This window comes from Bradyrhizobium sp. Leaf396 (assembly GCF_001424605.1).
GTDB lineage: Bacteria > Pseudomonadota > Alphaproteobacteria > Rhizobiales > Xanthobacteraceae > Bradyrhizobium > Bradyrhizobium japonicum_C.
Genome location: NZ_LMQJ01000066.1, coordinates 236,513 through 249,945, shown reverse-complemented (window position 1 = coordinate 249,945; position 13,433 = coordinate 236,513). Strand labels below are relative to the sequence as shown.

11 protein-coding genes are annotated in these 13,433 nt (G+C 57.6%); all 11 read left to right on the top strand.

The features are described 5' to 3' along the window. Position 1 precedes the first annotated feature (1 nt). The 11 genes from ASG57_RS35940 (at position 2) to ASG57_RS35890 (ending at position 13,398) form a co-directional block, all read left to right on the top strand. Positions 2-799 (top strand): crotonase/enoyl-CoA hydratase family protein, encoded by a 798-nt coding sequence (locus ASG57_RS35940; protein ID WP_057199255.1) that lies wholly within the window; start codon positions 2-4, stop codon positions 797-799. After that, the gene (locus tag ASG57_RS35935) at positions 784-2,811 is read left to right on the top strand and encodes an acetyl/propionyl/methylcrotonyl-CoA carboxylase subunit alpha (protein ID WP_057199254.1); all 2,028 of its coding nucleotides are present in this window, start codon (positions 784-786) and stop codon (positions 2,809-2,811) included. Before ASG57_RS35940 ends, ASG57_RS35935 begins: the two co-directional genes overlap by 16 nt. Further along, positions 2,808-3,977 (top strand): acyl-CoA dehydrogenase family protein, encoded by a 1,170-nt coding sequence (locus ASG57_RS35930; protein WP_057199253.1) that lies wholly within the window; start codon positions 2,808-2,810, stop codon positions 3,975-3,977. The genes ASG57_RS35935 and ASG57_RS35930 overlap by 4 nt, the downstream gene beginning before the upstream one ends. Positions 3,978-4,339: 362 nt before the next feature. Continuing rightward, complete coding sequence (locus tag ASG57_RS35925; RefSeq protein WP_057199252.1) at positions 4,340-5,203, top strand: SDR family oxidoreductase; 864 nt, start codon at positions 4,340-4,342, stop codon at positions 5,201-5,203. Between the two features lie 52 nt (positions 5,204-5,255). Next, a complete protein-coding gene (locus ASG57_RS35920; protein ID WP_028139151.1) occupies positions 5,256-6,050 on the top strand; it encodes an ABC transporter ATP-binding protein in 795 nt (264 codons plus the stop codon). After that, positions 6,040-7,965 carry an AMP-dependent synthetase/ligase gene (locus ASG57_RS35915; RefSeq protein ID WP_200948601.1) on the top strand — a complete coding sequence of 642 codons (1,926 nt, stop codon included), beginning with the start codon at positions 6,040-6,042 and terminating at the stop codon, positions 7,963-7,965. Before ASG57_RS35920 ends, ASG57_RS35915 begins: the two co-directional genes overlap by 11 nt. Then, the gene (locus ASG57_RS35910; RefSeq protein ID WP_057199251.1) at positions 7,965-8,852 is read left to right on the top strand and encodes a branched-chain amino acid ABC transporter permease; all 888 of its coding nucleotides are present in this window, start codon (positions 7,965-7,967) and stop codon (positions 8,850-8,852) included. The genes ASG57_RS35915 and ASG57_RS35910 overlap by 1 nt, the downstream gene beginning before the upstream one ends. Before the next feature lie 3 nt (positions 8,853-8,855). Further along, positions 8,856-9,929, top strand: coding sequence for a branched-chain amino acid ABC transporter permease (locus ASG57_RS35905; RefSeq protein WP_024343102.1), 1,074 nt, complete (start codon positions 8,856-8,858; stop codon positions 9,927-9,929). Between the two features lie 8 nt (positions 9,930-9,937). Beyond that, positions 9,938-10,756 (top strand): ABC transporter ATP-binding protein, encoded by an 819-nt coding sequence (locus tag ASG57_RS35900; RefSeq protein ID WP_029674699.1) that lies wholly within the window; start codon positions 9,938-9,940, stop codon positions 10,754-10,756. A gap of 41 nt (positions 10,757-10,797) precedes the next feature. Continuing rightward, complete coding sequence (locus tag ASG57_RS35895) at positions 10,798-12,045, top strand: ABC transporter substrate-binding protein (protein ID WP_230646581.1); 1,248 nt, start codon at positions 10,798-10,800, stop codon at positions 12,043-12,045. 102 nt (positions 12,046-12,147) lie between these two features. Then, positions 12,148-13,398 carry an ABC transporter substrate-binding protein gene (locus tag ASG57_RS35890; protein ID WP_057199250.1) on the top strand — a complete coding sequence of 417 codons (1,251 nt, stop codon included), beginning with the start codon at positions 12,148-12,150 and terminating at the stop codon, positions 13,396-13,398. The last annotated feature ends 35 nt before the right edge of the window (positions 13,399-13,433 follow it).

Here is a 13,433-nt window from a genome sequence, read left to right as displayed (position 1 = left end):
CATGAAGCTCGGCGTACACAACACCGTCATCGTCGACGTGGATGCCCGCGGGGTTGCGACGCTGACGCTCAGTCGTGCGGAGAAGCACAATGCGATCAATGGCGAACTGATGGCTGACCTGGGTGCGGCAGCTCAGATACTGGCGGACGACCCAGCCGTGCGCATCGTGGTGCTGACCGGTGCAGGCAAGAGTTTTTGCGCGGGAGGCGACTTCAACTGGTTTGCCTCGAACGTGGAAAAGACGCGCATTGAGCGGGTGGCACAGAGCGCATCGCTGGCTCATCTGCTACGCAGCCTCGACACCCTGCGCAAGCCGTTGATCGGGCGCGTCAACGGCCCGGCCTACGGTGGCGGCGTTGGCCTGATCTCGGTGTGCGACTACACGATCGGCATCGAAGGCTCGAAGTTCGGTCTTACGGAGGTACGAATGGGCCTGCTGCCCTCCAATATCTCCCCCTATGTGGTGGCGAAGATCGGAGCGGCTGCCGCACGCGAGACCATGCTGTCGGGAGCGTTATTCGATAGTGCGCGTGCCGAGCGGCTCGGGCTTCTGACCGAGGTCGTGGCAGCCGAGGCGCTAGACAAGGCAGTCGAGCGCGTCGTCAATGCCCATCTACAGGCCGCTCCGGGGGCAGTGGCCGAAACCAAGCGGCTCATCGCCTATGTCGCCCGGCACGATCTCCACGCCAACATGATCTATACCGCCGACCGGTTGGCCGACGCCTGGGAGACCGAAGAGGGAGTTGAAGGCATCAACTGCTTCTTGAGCAAGGGCACGCCCTCATGGCGCGTGAAATGAGCTTCACGCGCGTCCTCATCGCCAATCGAGGCGAGATCGCACGGCGCATTCAGCGCGCCTGCGCGAAACTCGGGCTTGAAAGTGTCGCCACTTATTCCGAGTCTGACCGCGACGCCCCCTTCGTAACCGAGGCCAATCACGCTATCTGCGTCGGCCCGCCGGCACCTTCGCGGAGCTACCTGAACATCGATGCGATCTTGGAGGCCGCGCGCGCTGCGGGCGCGGGCGCGGTGCATCCTGGCTATGGCTTCTTGTCGGAAAGCGCCCAATTCGCTCGCCGCGTGGCGGAGGCGGGGCTCGTCTTCATCGGCCCCTCTGTCGAGGCGATCGCGCGGATGGGTTCGAAGATCGAGGCCAAGGCGGCCGCTGAGGCGGCGGGGGTGCCCGTTCTGCCCGGCTATCGCGGGGCGGATCAGTCCGAAGCGCGGCTGCTCGCGGAAGCCGAGAGCCTCGGCGTGCCATTCCTCGTCAAAGCCAGCGCCGGCGGCGGTGGGCGGGGGATGCGGCTTGTTATGGAGCTCAAGACGGCAAGTGAGGCGATCCGCGCCGCCAAAGCCGAAGCGCTTGCCGGCTTTGGCGATGCAACCGTGTTTCTTGAACGCTACGCTCCACGCGCACGCCATGTCGAAGTGCAGATCTTGGGCGACAGCTATGGTCATGTTGTGCACCTGTGGGACCGCGATTGCTCGCTCCAACGCAACCACCAGAAGCTGATCGAAGAGGCGCCAGCTCCCGGCCTGCCGGCGCCGCTGCGCGAGAAAATGCTCGGGGCCGCCGTCAGCCTCGCCCGCACCATCGGCTACAGCTCGGCTGGCACGGTGGAATATCTCTACGACTCTGAACGTCGGGAATTCTATTTCCTCGAAATGAATACGCGCCTTCAGGTTGAACATCCCGTAACCGAGGCGATCACCGGCATCGATCTCGTGGAATGGCAACTGCGAGTCGCGCGCGGCGAGGAATTGGCCTTCACCCAGAAGGACATTGGCTGCGCGGGTCATGCCATCGAGATTCGCCTTGCAGCTGAGAATCCCGCCGAACGCTTTCGCCCCGAAACTGGCACGATCACCCTCTGGGCACCCCCCAAGGGTCCAGACCTTCGGCTCGACTCAGGGGTCGAGATGGGCAGCGTTGTGAGCCATCACTACGATTCGATGCTCGCCAAGCTGATTGCGAAGGCAGGCGATCGTGAAGGTGCAATCCGCCAGGCCGTTGCTGCGCTCGACAAATTCGCCGTCGGGGGCGTCGGCATGAATATCGCCTATCAGCGCGCGCTGCTCACTCATCCAGATTTCGCCTCGCTGCGCCACCACACCGCAGCGCTCGAACAGCTTTTTCCCGGCGGCTGGAAGGCGCCAGAGGCAGACAATGAAAGTCGAGCGCTAGCTGCGTTGGCGCTGCATCAGCATCTTTCCAAGAGCGCGAATGCCGACCCGTGGCATACGCTGGGTGCCTGGCGTGTGACCGACCGGGCGGGACGGCCTGGTGCGGCACGCTATTGGCAAGCAGGGGACGAGCTGGAAGAGCTTTTGGCGGTCGGGCAGGATTTGCGGCTGGAGGTTCGCGGAGCAAAGATGACACCGGTCTCGGTTGAAGACATCTCACTCCGCGATGGACGATTGATGGGGCGCGTTGCCGGGCGGCCATTTGCCCGCATCGCGCACTTGGAACGTACCGACGGGAGCTGGCGTGTCCATCTTTCGGGCCGTGATGGCATGATGCAGGTCCATTTCCTCACGCTCGAGGATCTTCATGGCCACGGCGCTGGTGCGGGTTCAGCTGACGAGGATACTCTGAATGCGCCGATGCCCGGCACGATCGTCGAGCTCAGCGTCAGGCAGGGCGACTTTGTCGAACGAGGTCAGACATTGGTGGTGCTGGAGGCAATGAAGTTACTGCAAAGCCTGGTCGCCCCCTTGAGCGGCAACGTGAAGGAGATCTATTGCGTGACCGGCGACACCGTTGCTGGTGGCGCCCCGCTCGTCCGAATGGAGCGAAAGGAAGACACATGAATACCCGTCAAGTCCTAACCGAGGCGACCGCGTTCCCCTTCAACGAAGAGTTGGAGATGATCCGCGCTCAATTGCGGCGGTTCATCGAAACCGAAGTTATTCCGGTGGCACACGCGTGGGAGGAGCAAGGCTTAGTACCTCGCGACGTCCTACGCAGAATGGGCGGGCTCGGCGTCCTGGGAATGCGCTATGATCCCGAATATGCCGGTGCCGGGCTCGACACGATGGCGAGTGTGATGCTGGCCGAGGAGCTGGGCCGCTCCACCTTTGGCGGATTCTCGGCGACGGTTTTGGTCCATACCGATATGGCATCGCCGCATCTGGAAAACGCCGGGACGCCGGAGCAGAAGGCGCGTTGGATGCCCGCCATCACCAGCGGTGAGAAGATCACGGCAGTGGCCGTCACTGAGCCGGGCGCGGGATCGGACGTCGCCGGTATGCGTACGCGCGCTGTGAAAAGCGGTTCTGATTGGGTGCTGAACGGCACCAAGATGTTCATTACCAACGGCGTGCACGCCGACTTGTATTTTGTCGCCGCCAAGACCGATCCGGGAGCGAAGGGCTCCCGCGGGATCACGATGTTCGCCGTCGAGAAAGGTGCGCCCGGCTTTTCGGTAAGCCGAGCGTTGAAGAAAACGGGATGGCTGTGTTCGGACACCGCCGAGCTGATTTTCGAGAATGTTCGCGTGCCTGCCGAAAACGTGCTGGGCGAAATCAATCGCGGCTTCTACTCGGTGATGAAGAATTTCCAGAATGAGCGGATTGTGCTGGGTGCACTAGCAGTGGCCGAAGCGCAGACCGCACTGAACCTGACCGTTGCTTACGTCAAGCAACGCAAAGCATTCGGCGGCGCATTGTGGGACAAACAGACTGTGCGCCAACGCCTGGCGGTTTGCCAGACCCGGGTCGAAGCGGGGCGTCAACTCGTTTATCACGCTGCTCGTCTCGACTGCGAGGGCCGCGACTGTGTGCGTGAAGTCTCGATGGTCAAGGCCTACTCCGGTGAGTTGGTGAACCGGGTTCTCTACGACTGTGTTCAGTTTCACGGAGGCATGGGGTACATGCGTGAGATGGCGGTGGAGCGGATGTCGCGCGATGCCCGAGTTCAGGCCATTGGCGGCGGCGCCAGCGAGGTCATGCTAGAAGAGGTCGCCAAACGAATGTAGTCGTTTGGCCTACACCTGCGACATCTGAGAATGCTCGCGTGAAGTATTTGGCGGCTGTATAGATTGCGGCGATTGTGCCAATTGAACAGATTCAGGAAAGCGGTCGTTGCAGCCGAGATGCGGACCAACGACATGCCGATGGAGCGATCGTCGTTCCTTCGGCGCGACCGGGCGCGGCATGCAGCGTCAGTGAAGGTCATCGGATCACGGCCGGACACAATAGACTGCGTGTTGAACCCGAAAGGCTCGTTCCTTTTTCTGGCTAAGAGCGAAAGCGCCTCCCCTGAAGCACCTTGCGGTGTTTTCTAACACATGTTAGATGTGATCGAGCCCGACAACAACAGATCGGGGGGAGGGAGGAAATGGACAGTTCACCGCGAGCGCAGTTCGGGTTATCGGAATCCAAGTTGCGCAATTGCGCGACGGTTTTCAGGCCTGATCTTTTCAAAGGAAAAGCCGTCGTCGTTTCCGGTGCTGGCAGCGGCTTGGGTCGGGCAATCGCTTCGCTCTTCGCGCGGCTTGGTGCATCATTGGCGATTTGCGGCCGCAATGAAGAAAAACTGAATAGCGCTGCGGATTATTTGCGCGGATTCGGCGGCGATGTCCTCAGCGGTCAATTGAGCATCCGCGATCCAGAGCAGGTAGCAAATTTTATCAGCGCAGTCGGCGAGCGATTTGGCCGGCTGGATGTTCTCGTTAACAATGCTGGAGGGCAGTTCCCACAGCCGGCACTCGACTACTCAGTTAAGGGCTGGAACGCAGTGGTCGACACCAACCTCAATGGCACATGGTGGATGATGCAGACGACAGCGAAGAGATGGGTTGCGACAGGACAGCCCGGAACCATCGTAAACATCGTCGCCGACATCTGGCGCGGCCTGCCAGGCATCGCGCATTCCTGCGCGGCGCGCGCCGGCGTGATCTATCTGTCCAAATCGGTGGCCGTGGAATGGGCGCCGTACAAAATCAGGGTCAATTGCGTCGCGCCCGGATGCTGTGAAAGCAGCGGATTCGGCAACTATTCGCCGGAAGGCGCGGCCACCTTCGAGGAATCAAATCCCATGCGCCGGTCTGGAGACGAGTGGGATATTGCCGAAGCTGTAATTTACCTGGCTGCGCCGTCGGGCAAGTTCATTACTGGAGAAGTCTTGACGGTCGACGGTGGTCAGCAGCTGTGGGGTGATCCGTGGCCGACGGGGCGTCCAGACTATTTTAAATTAGGCTAACCAGGTTCAACGGGCCGCGAATGCGAAGCGAGCTGGTATGACAGAAGATTGTGTGCCGAAATCGTTTCACCAAGCGGAACCGGTACTGCAATGCACTGGCATTGAACGACGCTTCGGCGGCCTTGTTGCCGTGACCGGTGTCGATCTGAGTGTGTACCGCGGCGAAATCTTTGGGCTCGTCGGCCCAAATGGTAGCGGCAAAACTACGCTGACAAACGCCATAACCGGCTTTTATCCGCCTAACAAGGGAACAATCAAACTCGACGGCAAGGACATTACTGGCACAGCACCTCACAAGGTGGCGAGTTTAGGCGTTGCCCGCACGTTTCAGAATCTGGCGCTCTTCAATGGCATGAGTGTGCTCGACAATATTCTGCTTGGACGACATATTCACATGCGCCCGGGCGTCATTCGTACGGCGCTATACTGGTGGTTGGCGCGTCGCGACGAAATGCGAAGCCGCGAAATCGTGGAGGAAGTGATCGAGTTCTTGCAACTCGAAAGTGTCCGTCACGAACTCGTCGACGGCATTCCGATCGGAATGAAGAAGCGTGTCGAGCTTGCACGCGCGTTGGTGGCGGAACCGCGCCTTCTGATCCTCGATGAACCGATGGCTGGAATGAACCAGGAGGAGAAGGAGTATATGGCAAGGTTCATTCTCGATGCGCGCGCGGAACGCGGCGTGAGCGTTTTGTTGATCGAACACAGTATGGATGTGATTACCGGCATATGTGATCGCGTGCTGGCATTGAACTACGGAGAAATGATCGCAACGGGCAAGCCCAGGGAGGTTGTCAAGGATCAGCGGGTCATTGAAGCCTATATTGGTGTCGGTCATGCGGCATGAAAAAGTGATGAGCATGCCTACATGCGCTGCAGACGATACCCTGCCGCGCCTACTAGTCCACAATGCCGCCCAGCATGGCAACAAAATCGCGATGCGGGAAAAAGATCGCGGCATCTGGAAGGAGATGACGTGGTCAGAATATTTCAATGAGGTGCTGGTTTGCGCTGCTGGCCTTGACGCTCTCGGAGTTCAACCGGGCAATGCAGTCATGATTCTTGGCGATAATCGCGCGCGCCTTTACGCGGGCATGATTGCATCGTCGATGCTGGGAGCATACGCGATGCCAGCCTACCCTGGGACGACGCTGGACGAATTGCGCCACTTCGTCGGTGAAGTGAAGGTTGTGGCGGCGCTCGCCGAAGACCAGGAGCAGGTCGACAAATTTCTCGATTTGCGGGAGGCCGGCAGTACGATCGAATATATCGTCTACGAGGATAAGAGAGGCCTTAACACCTATGACGCGTCGGGGCTCCTGTCGTGGGAGGAACTTAACGATAAAGGCGAGACGAACCTTAAGGCCGATCCGCAACTGCGGGACCGCATCGTCAATCGCGCGGCGCCGGATGATCCGGCAATATTCCTGCATTCGTCAGGCACGACCGGTAAACCAAAGGGGGTCGTGCTCAGCCACAGAAATGTCATCGCCGCAGTTCGCAATGCATATTCTGGCGGGGCATTCAATTATGGTGAAGAGGTTCTCGCTTACTTGCCGATGGCATGGGTCGGAGATTTTGCCCTGACCGTGGCTGCCGGAATCGCTTTTCGTTTCACCGTCAATGTACCGGAAAGGCAGGAGACGGTCTTGCGTGACATGCGCGAGATTGCGCCCAGCCTTTATCTTGCTGCCCCGCGCAGCTGGGACAATTTGCTGACCTCTATTCAGGTCGGAATCGAAAACTCCACTCCGTTAAAGAAATGGCTCTACCACTTTTTCACGGACAGAGCGATTGCTTCGGAAAGGCGAAAGCTCGACGGTCAAGAGGGTAGCCATCTGGAATGGCTGGGCCGGTTGCTCGGCGAACGCATTGTCTTCGGACCGATAAAAGACCTCTACGGTCTTAGCAGACTAAAAAGCGCGTTCACGGGCGGCGAGGCCATTGGGGAGGACACCTTTGTTTTCTACCGCGCGCTGGGGATCAAGTTGCGGCAGCTCTATGGCCAGACCGAGAATGCAGCCTTCAACGCTATCCAGATGCCCGATGAGGTCAAGCTACACACCGTAGGGCGACCGCTTCCCGGCGTTCAGGTCAAGGTCACGGACGGGGGTGAAATACTGCTGAAGGCAGAAAGCGTGTTTCGGGGGTACTACAACAATCCCCTGGCAACCGCGGAAACGCTCAAGGACGGTTGGCTGCACACCGGCGATGCCGGATATTTGGAAGACGATGGTCACCTTGTCGTGCTGGGGCGTGTGTCAGAGGTCGTCCATACCAAGGAAGGTGAGCGTTACGTCCCCAACTACATCGAGAATCGGCTGAAGTTCAGCCCATACATAAAAGACGCAGCCGTTTTCGGAGCCGGTCGGGACGAACTAACGGCTATTGTTTGTATCGATCTGGAGGCCGCCGGGCATTGGGCAGAGACCAACGCGGTGCCCTATGTCTCCTACGCTGACCTGTCGCAACGGAACGAAATTGCCGGACTACTTGGCGACGCGTTTCATCGGGTCAATAAAGCGCTTCCAGAATCACTGAAGCTGCATCGGTTCGTCAGCCTTCACAAGGAATTCGACCCGGACGATGGAGAGATAACACGCACCCGCAAGCTTCGCCGCTCTGTTGTTGAAGAACGATACGCATCGGTTATCGACGCACTTTATGATGGATCGAAAGAAATCCACGTCAAAGCTGCGGTGACGTACGAGAGCGGTGAGGTCGGGTTGGTTGAGCGCACGCTGGTAATTCGGGAGGTCTAATGGACATCGCATATGTCAGCGAGTTAGCTGTAAATGGCGCATTGACCGGACTGCTCTATTCGCTTTTCGCACTTGGACTAGTGTTGATCTACAAATCATCGTCCGTTCCCAATCTTGCCCAAGGCGCATTGACGATGCTGGCCGCATACGTGGTGCTGGCCTTGTCCCGGCAGTTGGGTTTCCCATTGTGGCTGGCAATCGCTGTGACAACGATCATCATGTTTTTGGCCGGCTTTGGTGTGGAGAAGGTGACGTTGCGGCGCATGGCGGGGCGTCCGATTGTCATGATCCTGATGATGACGCTCGGCCTCGACATCTTCATACGAGGTTCGACTTTGGCAGTGTGGGGCGGTACCTCCCGTTCGATGGAGCTCGGCGTCAGCTACGATCCTTTGTTTCTTGGACCGTTGCTGCTGAGCCGCATCAATCTGGCCGGGGCCTGCGTCGCGATCGCACTTTTTGTAGCATTCCTCCTGTTCTTCCGAACGCGCCGTGGAATCCGGTTACGCGCAATCTCGGACGACTACGTCGCTTCTTGGTCGATCGGAATCTCCGTTGAGCACGGCGTAGCGTTGTCATGGGGTATGGCTTCGGTGGTCGCCGTTGCGTCAGCCGTGATTTGGGGAGAGATCCAGGGCGTCGACCAATCGCTTTCGCAACTCCTGTTAAAAGGACTGACTGTCGCCGTCCTGGGTGGGCTTGACAGCATAGTTGGTGCGATCCTCGCCGGAATTGTCCTTGGGGTCATCGAGAACGTGGGCTCCTCCTACCTCGATTTGGTGGTTGGAGGAGGTAGTCGTGACCTAATCGTCGCTGCCGTGCTGATCTTCACCGTCATGTTGCGTCCACACGGACTCTTCGGACGCCATGACATCGAAAGAGTATGACGCATGTTTTATCCTCTCGCGGGCGTTCGTCATCAGAGCTATGTATCGGACAGCAAGCTATTTCCGGTGCCAACGGACCGGAACCTGCTTATCGTCCTTACCGTCGCTGCTATCGCTGCGCCGTTCCTGTTGAGTTCGTTGTATCTAAACAGCTACGTTCAGCCTTGGCTGATCTGGACGGCGCTGGCGCTCGGTCTCAATTTGGCGACAGGCTGGGCGGGGCAGCTGCATCTGGGATACGCTGCGACGATGGCGGTGGGCGCCTATGCGGCCGTCCACGCAGCCAGGTTCGGCATACCCTGGGAATTTGCTCTTCTGATCGGCGGCCTCGCCGCATCCCTGATAGGAAGCCTGTTTGCGTTCGCGGCCCTGCGGGTGAAAGGGCTTTATCTCGCGATCGTGACACTTGCGATGCAGTTCGTCATGGATTGGGTACTGAATCACTCACCAGCGATATCTGGCGGCTCACATGCCTCGCTTCAATCCCCTCGTTTTGCGCTTCTTGGGCAGGAAATCGCTTCAGGCAGAGGGTTATACTACGTGGCGCTGGGATGGTGCGCGTTGGTGACCGTTTTCATGATGAACCTGCAGCGAACCGCCTTGGGACGTGCCCTGGTTGCCGTGCGCGAGAAGGATTATGCGGCTGCAATTCTCGGCGTGAACAGCTTCTACTACAAGCTAATCGCGTTTTCGATGTGCTCGTTCATCGGTGGGATTGGTGGCGCCCTGCTTGTTGCTACGTTCTTTTTCCTTGCTGCGCCCGAGCAATTCTCGGTCAATGTTTCAATTCAGGTGCTTGCCATGATCATCGTCGGCGGGCTCGGCAGCATCATCGGTACGTATTTTGGAGTGGCATTGATCCTCCTCATGCCGGGAATCGCCAATGAGATAATTGCGAATTTGACGTCTTTCCTTGGGCTTCCACTCGGAAATGAAACCCTTGCTCATATCCCTACCACCGTCTACGGCGCTTTGATCATCATTTTCCTGCTGGTTGAGCCTTTGGGACTCGGGAAGCTTTATGCGAATATCAGGGACTATTTCCTGGTCTGGCCCTTCGACCAGTTCAAGAAATAGAAATCGGCATGAAACCAAACGACATTCAACAAGATGGCCCAATCCTGTCGATGAACAGCGTGGAGGTGCTTTACAATTCGGTCATGCTCGCCATCAAGGGCGTGTCGATTGAGGTGCCCTACGGCGGAATGGTCGCGCTCCTCGGATCCAATGGAGCTGGGAAGAGTACCACATTGAAAGCCATAAGCGGCCTTCTGAGCGCAGAACGCGGAAAGGTAAGCCGGGGCGAGATCCGCTTTGACGGTAGAGTGATCGGCGACAATCCGCCTCAGCAGCGTGTCGGACTGGGGATTTGCCACGTGATCGAGGGGCGCCGAGTTTTCGAGCATCTTACGCCAGATGAGAACCTCGAGGCTGCCGCTCCGATGTCATTGTCGAGAACGCGGGTCGCATCGGAGAAGGCGCGCATTTACGACTACTTTCCGCGTCTAGCTGAGCGAAAATCTTCGCTTGCCGGATATCTTTCGGGCGGTGAACAGCAGATGCTCGCAATCGGACGGGCCTTAATGACGCAGCCGCGCTTGCTCATGCTGGACGAGCCAAGTCTGGGTCTGGCTCCGTTTCTGGTCGCCGAGATTTTCGAGATCATCAAACGGATCAATCGCGATCATGGCCTGTCCGTCCTGCTTGTCGAGCAAAATGCGCTCGCAGCTCTCGATATCGTCTCGCGTGGCTATCTGATCGAGAATGGACGTGTCGTCATGCACGACACGGCAGAGAGGCTGAAAGCAAACTCCGATATTCAGGAGTTTTACCTCGGGGGCAGTCAAGCCAAGAGTTTTCACGACATCAAGCACTATCGCAGACGCAAGCGCTGGCTCAGCTGATCAGAACGCCCCAATGTGTCAGTTGTGAACGGAGGAGACTCATGATGGGATTTTTGAAATACTCAGTGGCTGCGGCAATCGCTGGCATTGTGGCGCTTTCGGTAGCTCCGCCTGCCGGCGCCGCACAACCGCTGAAGCTCGGCGTCTGCTACGATCTAAGCAAGGCCTACACGTTCGCCACGCCTCAGGTATCGCAGGCGGCACAGGATCTGGTCGCGCTAACCAATCTCAAGGGTGGGATCGGGGGCGCTCCGATCGAAGTCATCGTGCAAGACCACGGCAATGAGCCGCAACGCGGCATCGAATGCTACGAGAAACTTAAGCGGGAAGGCGTGTTCATCTTTGACACGCTGTCGACTCCCGTTTCAATCGCCATGTTGCCGCGAGTTATGCAGGACAAGAACATCCTCATCCAAGCACTAGTTGGCCGCGGAGACGCCGTCGATGGCGGCGTATTCGGGTGGGTTTTTCCGCTGGGTCCTACTTATTGGGGACAGGTTGCCAATAATGTTGCCTACTTAAAGCAGGTGCACGCTGGCAACCTGCGCGGGGTAAAAATCGGCTTTGTCTATCTCGACTATCCGTTCGGACAGGAGCCGATTCCAATTTTACAGACGCTCGCCAAGGTGGAAGGATTTGAATTGAAGCTCTATCCGGTGCCGCTCCCTGGCAAAGATCAGACGAGTGTCTGGACCCAAGTGCGCCGTGACCAGCCAGATCACATCATTAGCTGGCTGCTAGCGGGAGCGCATGTCGTGGCATCCAAGGAGATGAAGCGCAATGGTATCCCAATGGATAAGTACATCTCGGTTAATTGGTTGAACGAAGTTGACATTGCCAATATCGGCGCTGAGGCTGCAAAAGGATTGAAGCGTGGCACCAACGTCGCGGGCGGTCAGGATATTCCAGTGATTCAAGAGATTATTGCTGAGCTTTACAAGAAGGGTAAGGGCAGCGGGCCAGAGAAGAATCTCAAAGATGTATACTACAACACCGGACTAGCGATGTACTCGATGGTCCTTGAAGGCGCTCGCCAAGCTGCCAAGTTGCATGGCACTCCAATTTCCTCCGCCACAATGCGCGAGGGTCTCCAAAATATCGCAAGTTACGATGCCGGTGGACTTATGGCGCCGGTAACTGTGACATCAAGCGATCACGGCGGTGGTGGGAAGACCCGCATCGAGATGTGGGATGGAGAAAAATGGATACCCCAAACAGAATGGATCGCCGCCTACACAGATATCATCTGGGAAGTGGTAAGGAAAAGTTCTTCCAACTATCACAACTAGCACTTGAAGACATGACGAACGCCAACTCCGTTCAGCAGCGCTCTTAAAGGCCGAGGACAGCAGAAGGCGTACTGAAATTCGACCAACAGATTGGGAGGTAGAATGTTAATCGGGAAAGTGACAAAGGGCTTGGCGGTCGCTGCCGCTCTCAGTGCCGCAGGCTGGACAGACGCTTTGGCTCAGGAAGGAACCCTGAAGTTCGGCTTGTGCTTCGATCTAAGCAAATCCTACACGTTCGTCTCGCCACAGGTGGCGCAAGCTGCGCAAGACCTTGCCGCCCTGACGAATATTAAGGGTGGTATCGAAGGGCACAAGGTAGAGATCGTGGTTCAGGACCACGGCAACGAGCCCCAACGCGGCATTGAATGCTACGAAAGGCTTAAACGTGACGGCGTGTTCGTATTCGACATGCTGTCGACACCGGTGTCGATAGCTGTCCTACCGCGGATCATGAAGGATAAGAACATTTTGATGCAGTCATCGGTCGGACGCGGTGATGCCGTTGACGGCTCGGTGTTCACGCAAATCTTCCCCGTGGGTGCGACTTATTGGGGGCAAGCCGCCAACGATATCGCCTACATCAAACAACAGCGCAGCGGCGATTTGAAGGGGGCCAAGATCGGATTTATCTATCTCGACTATCCCTTCGGTCAGGAGCCGATCGGTGTCTTGAAGACACTCGCTGAACGCGAAGGCTTCGAGTTGAAGCTCTACCCGGTGCCGTTGCCCGGCAGCGATCAGACGAGCGCTTGGACGCAGGTAAGGCGCGACCGGCCTGATTTCATGATCAGCTGGCTCCTGGCCGGAGGACATGTCGTCGCGGCTAAGGAAATGAAGCGCAACGGCTATCAGATCGAAAAGTACATTTCGGTCAACTGGCTTAACGAGGTGGATATTGCCAATATTGGTCCCGATGTTGCCAAGGGCATCAAGCGTGGCACAAACGTCGTCGGCGGCCAGGATGTCCCTATCATCAAAGAAATAATGGCTGAGCTTTACGCAAAGGGTAAGGGAAGTGGCCCCGAAAAAAACCTGAAAGATGTGTATTACAACTTGGGTCTCGCCAACTACTCGGTTGCCTTTCAAGCCGCACGAAATGCGGTGAAACAAGCTGGTTGGCCAGTGACCGCCGCATCGATGAAAGTTGGCTATGAGAGCCTCAAGGATTTCGATGCCAATGGCCTTCTTGCCCCTGTGACCGTCACTGCTCAAGATCATGGTGGCGGAGGCAAGACAAGAATCGAAATGTGGGACGGTCAGAAGTGGGTGCCGCAGACCGGCTGGCTGGCGGACTATCAGGACCTCATCTGGCAGATCGTGAAAACGAGTTCATCCGGATTTAAGGCCGAATAGTTCCGGCGATCCCGTTGGCTCAAATCCTACGTGTC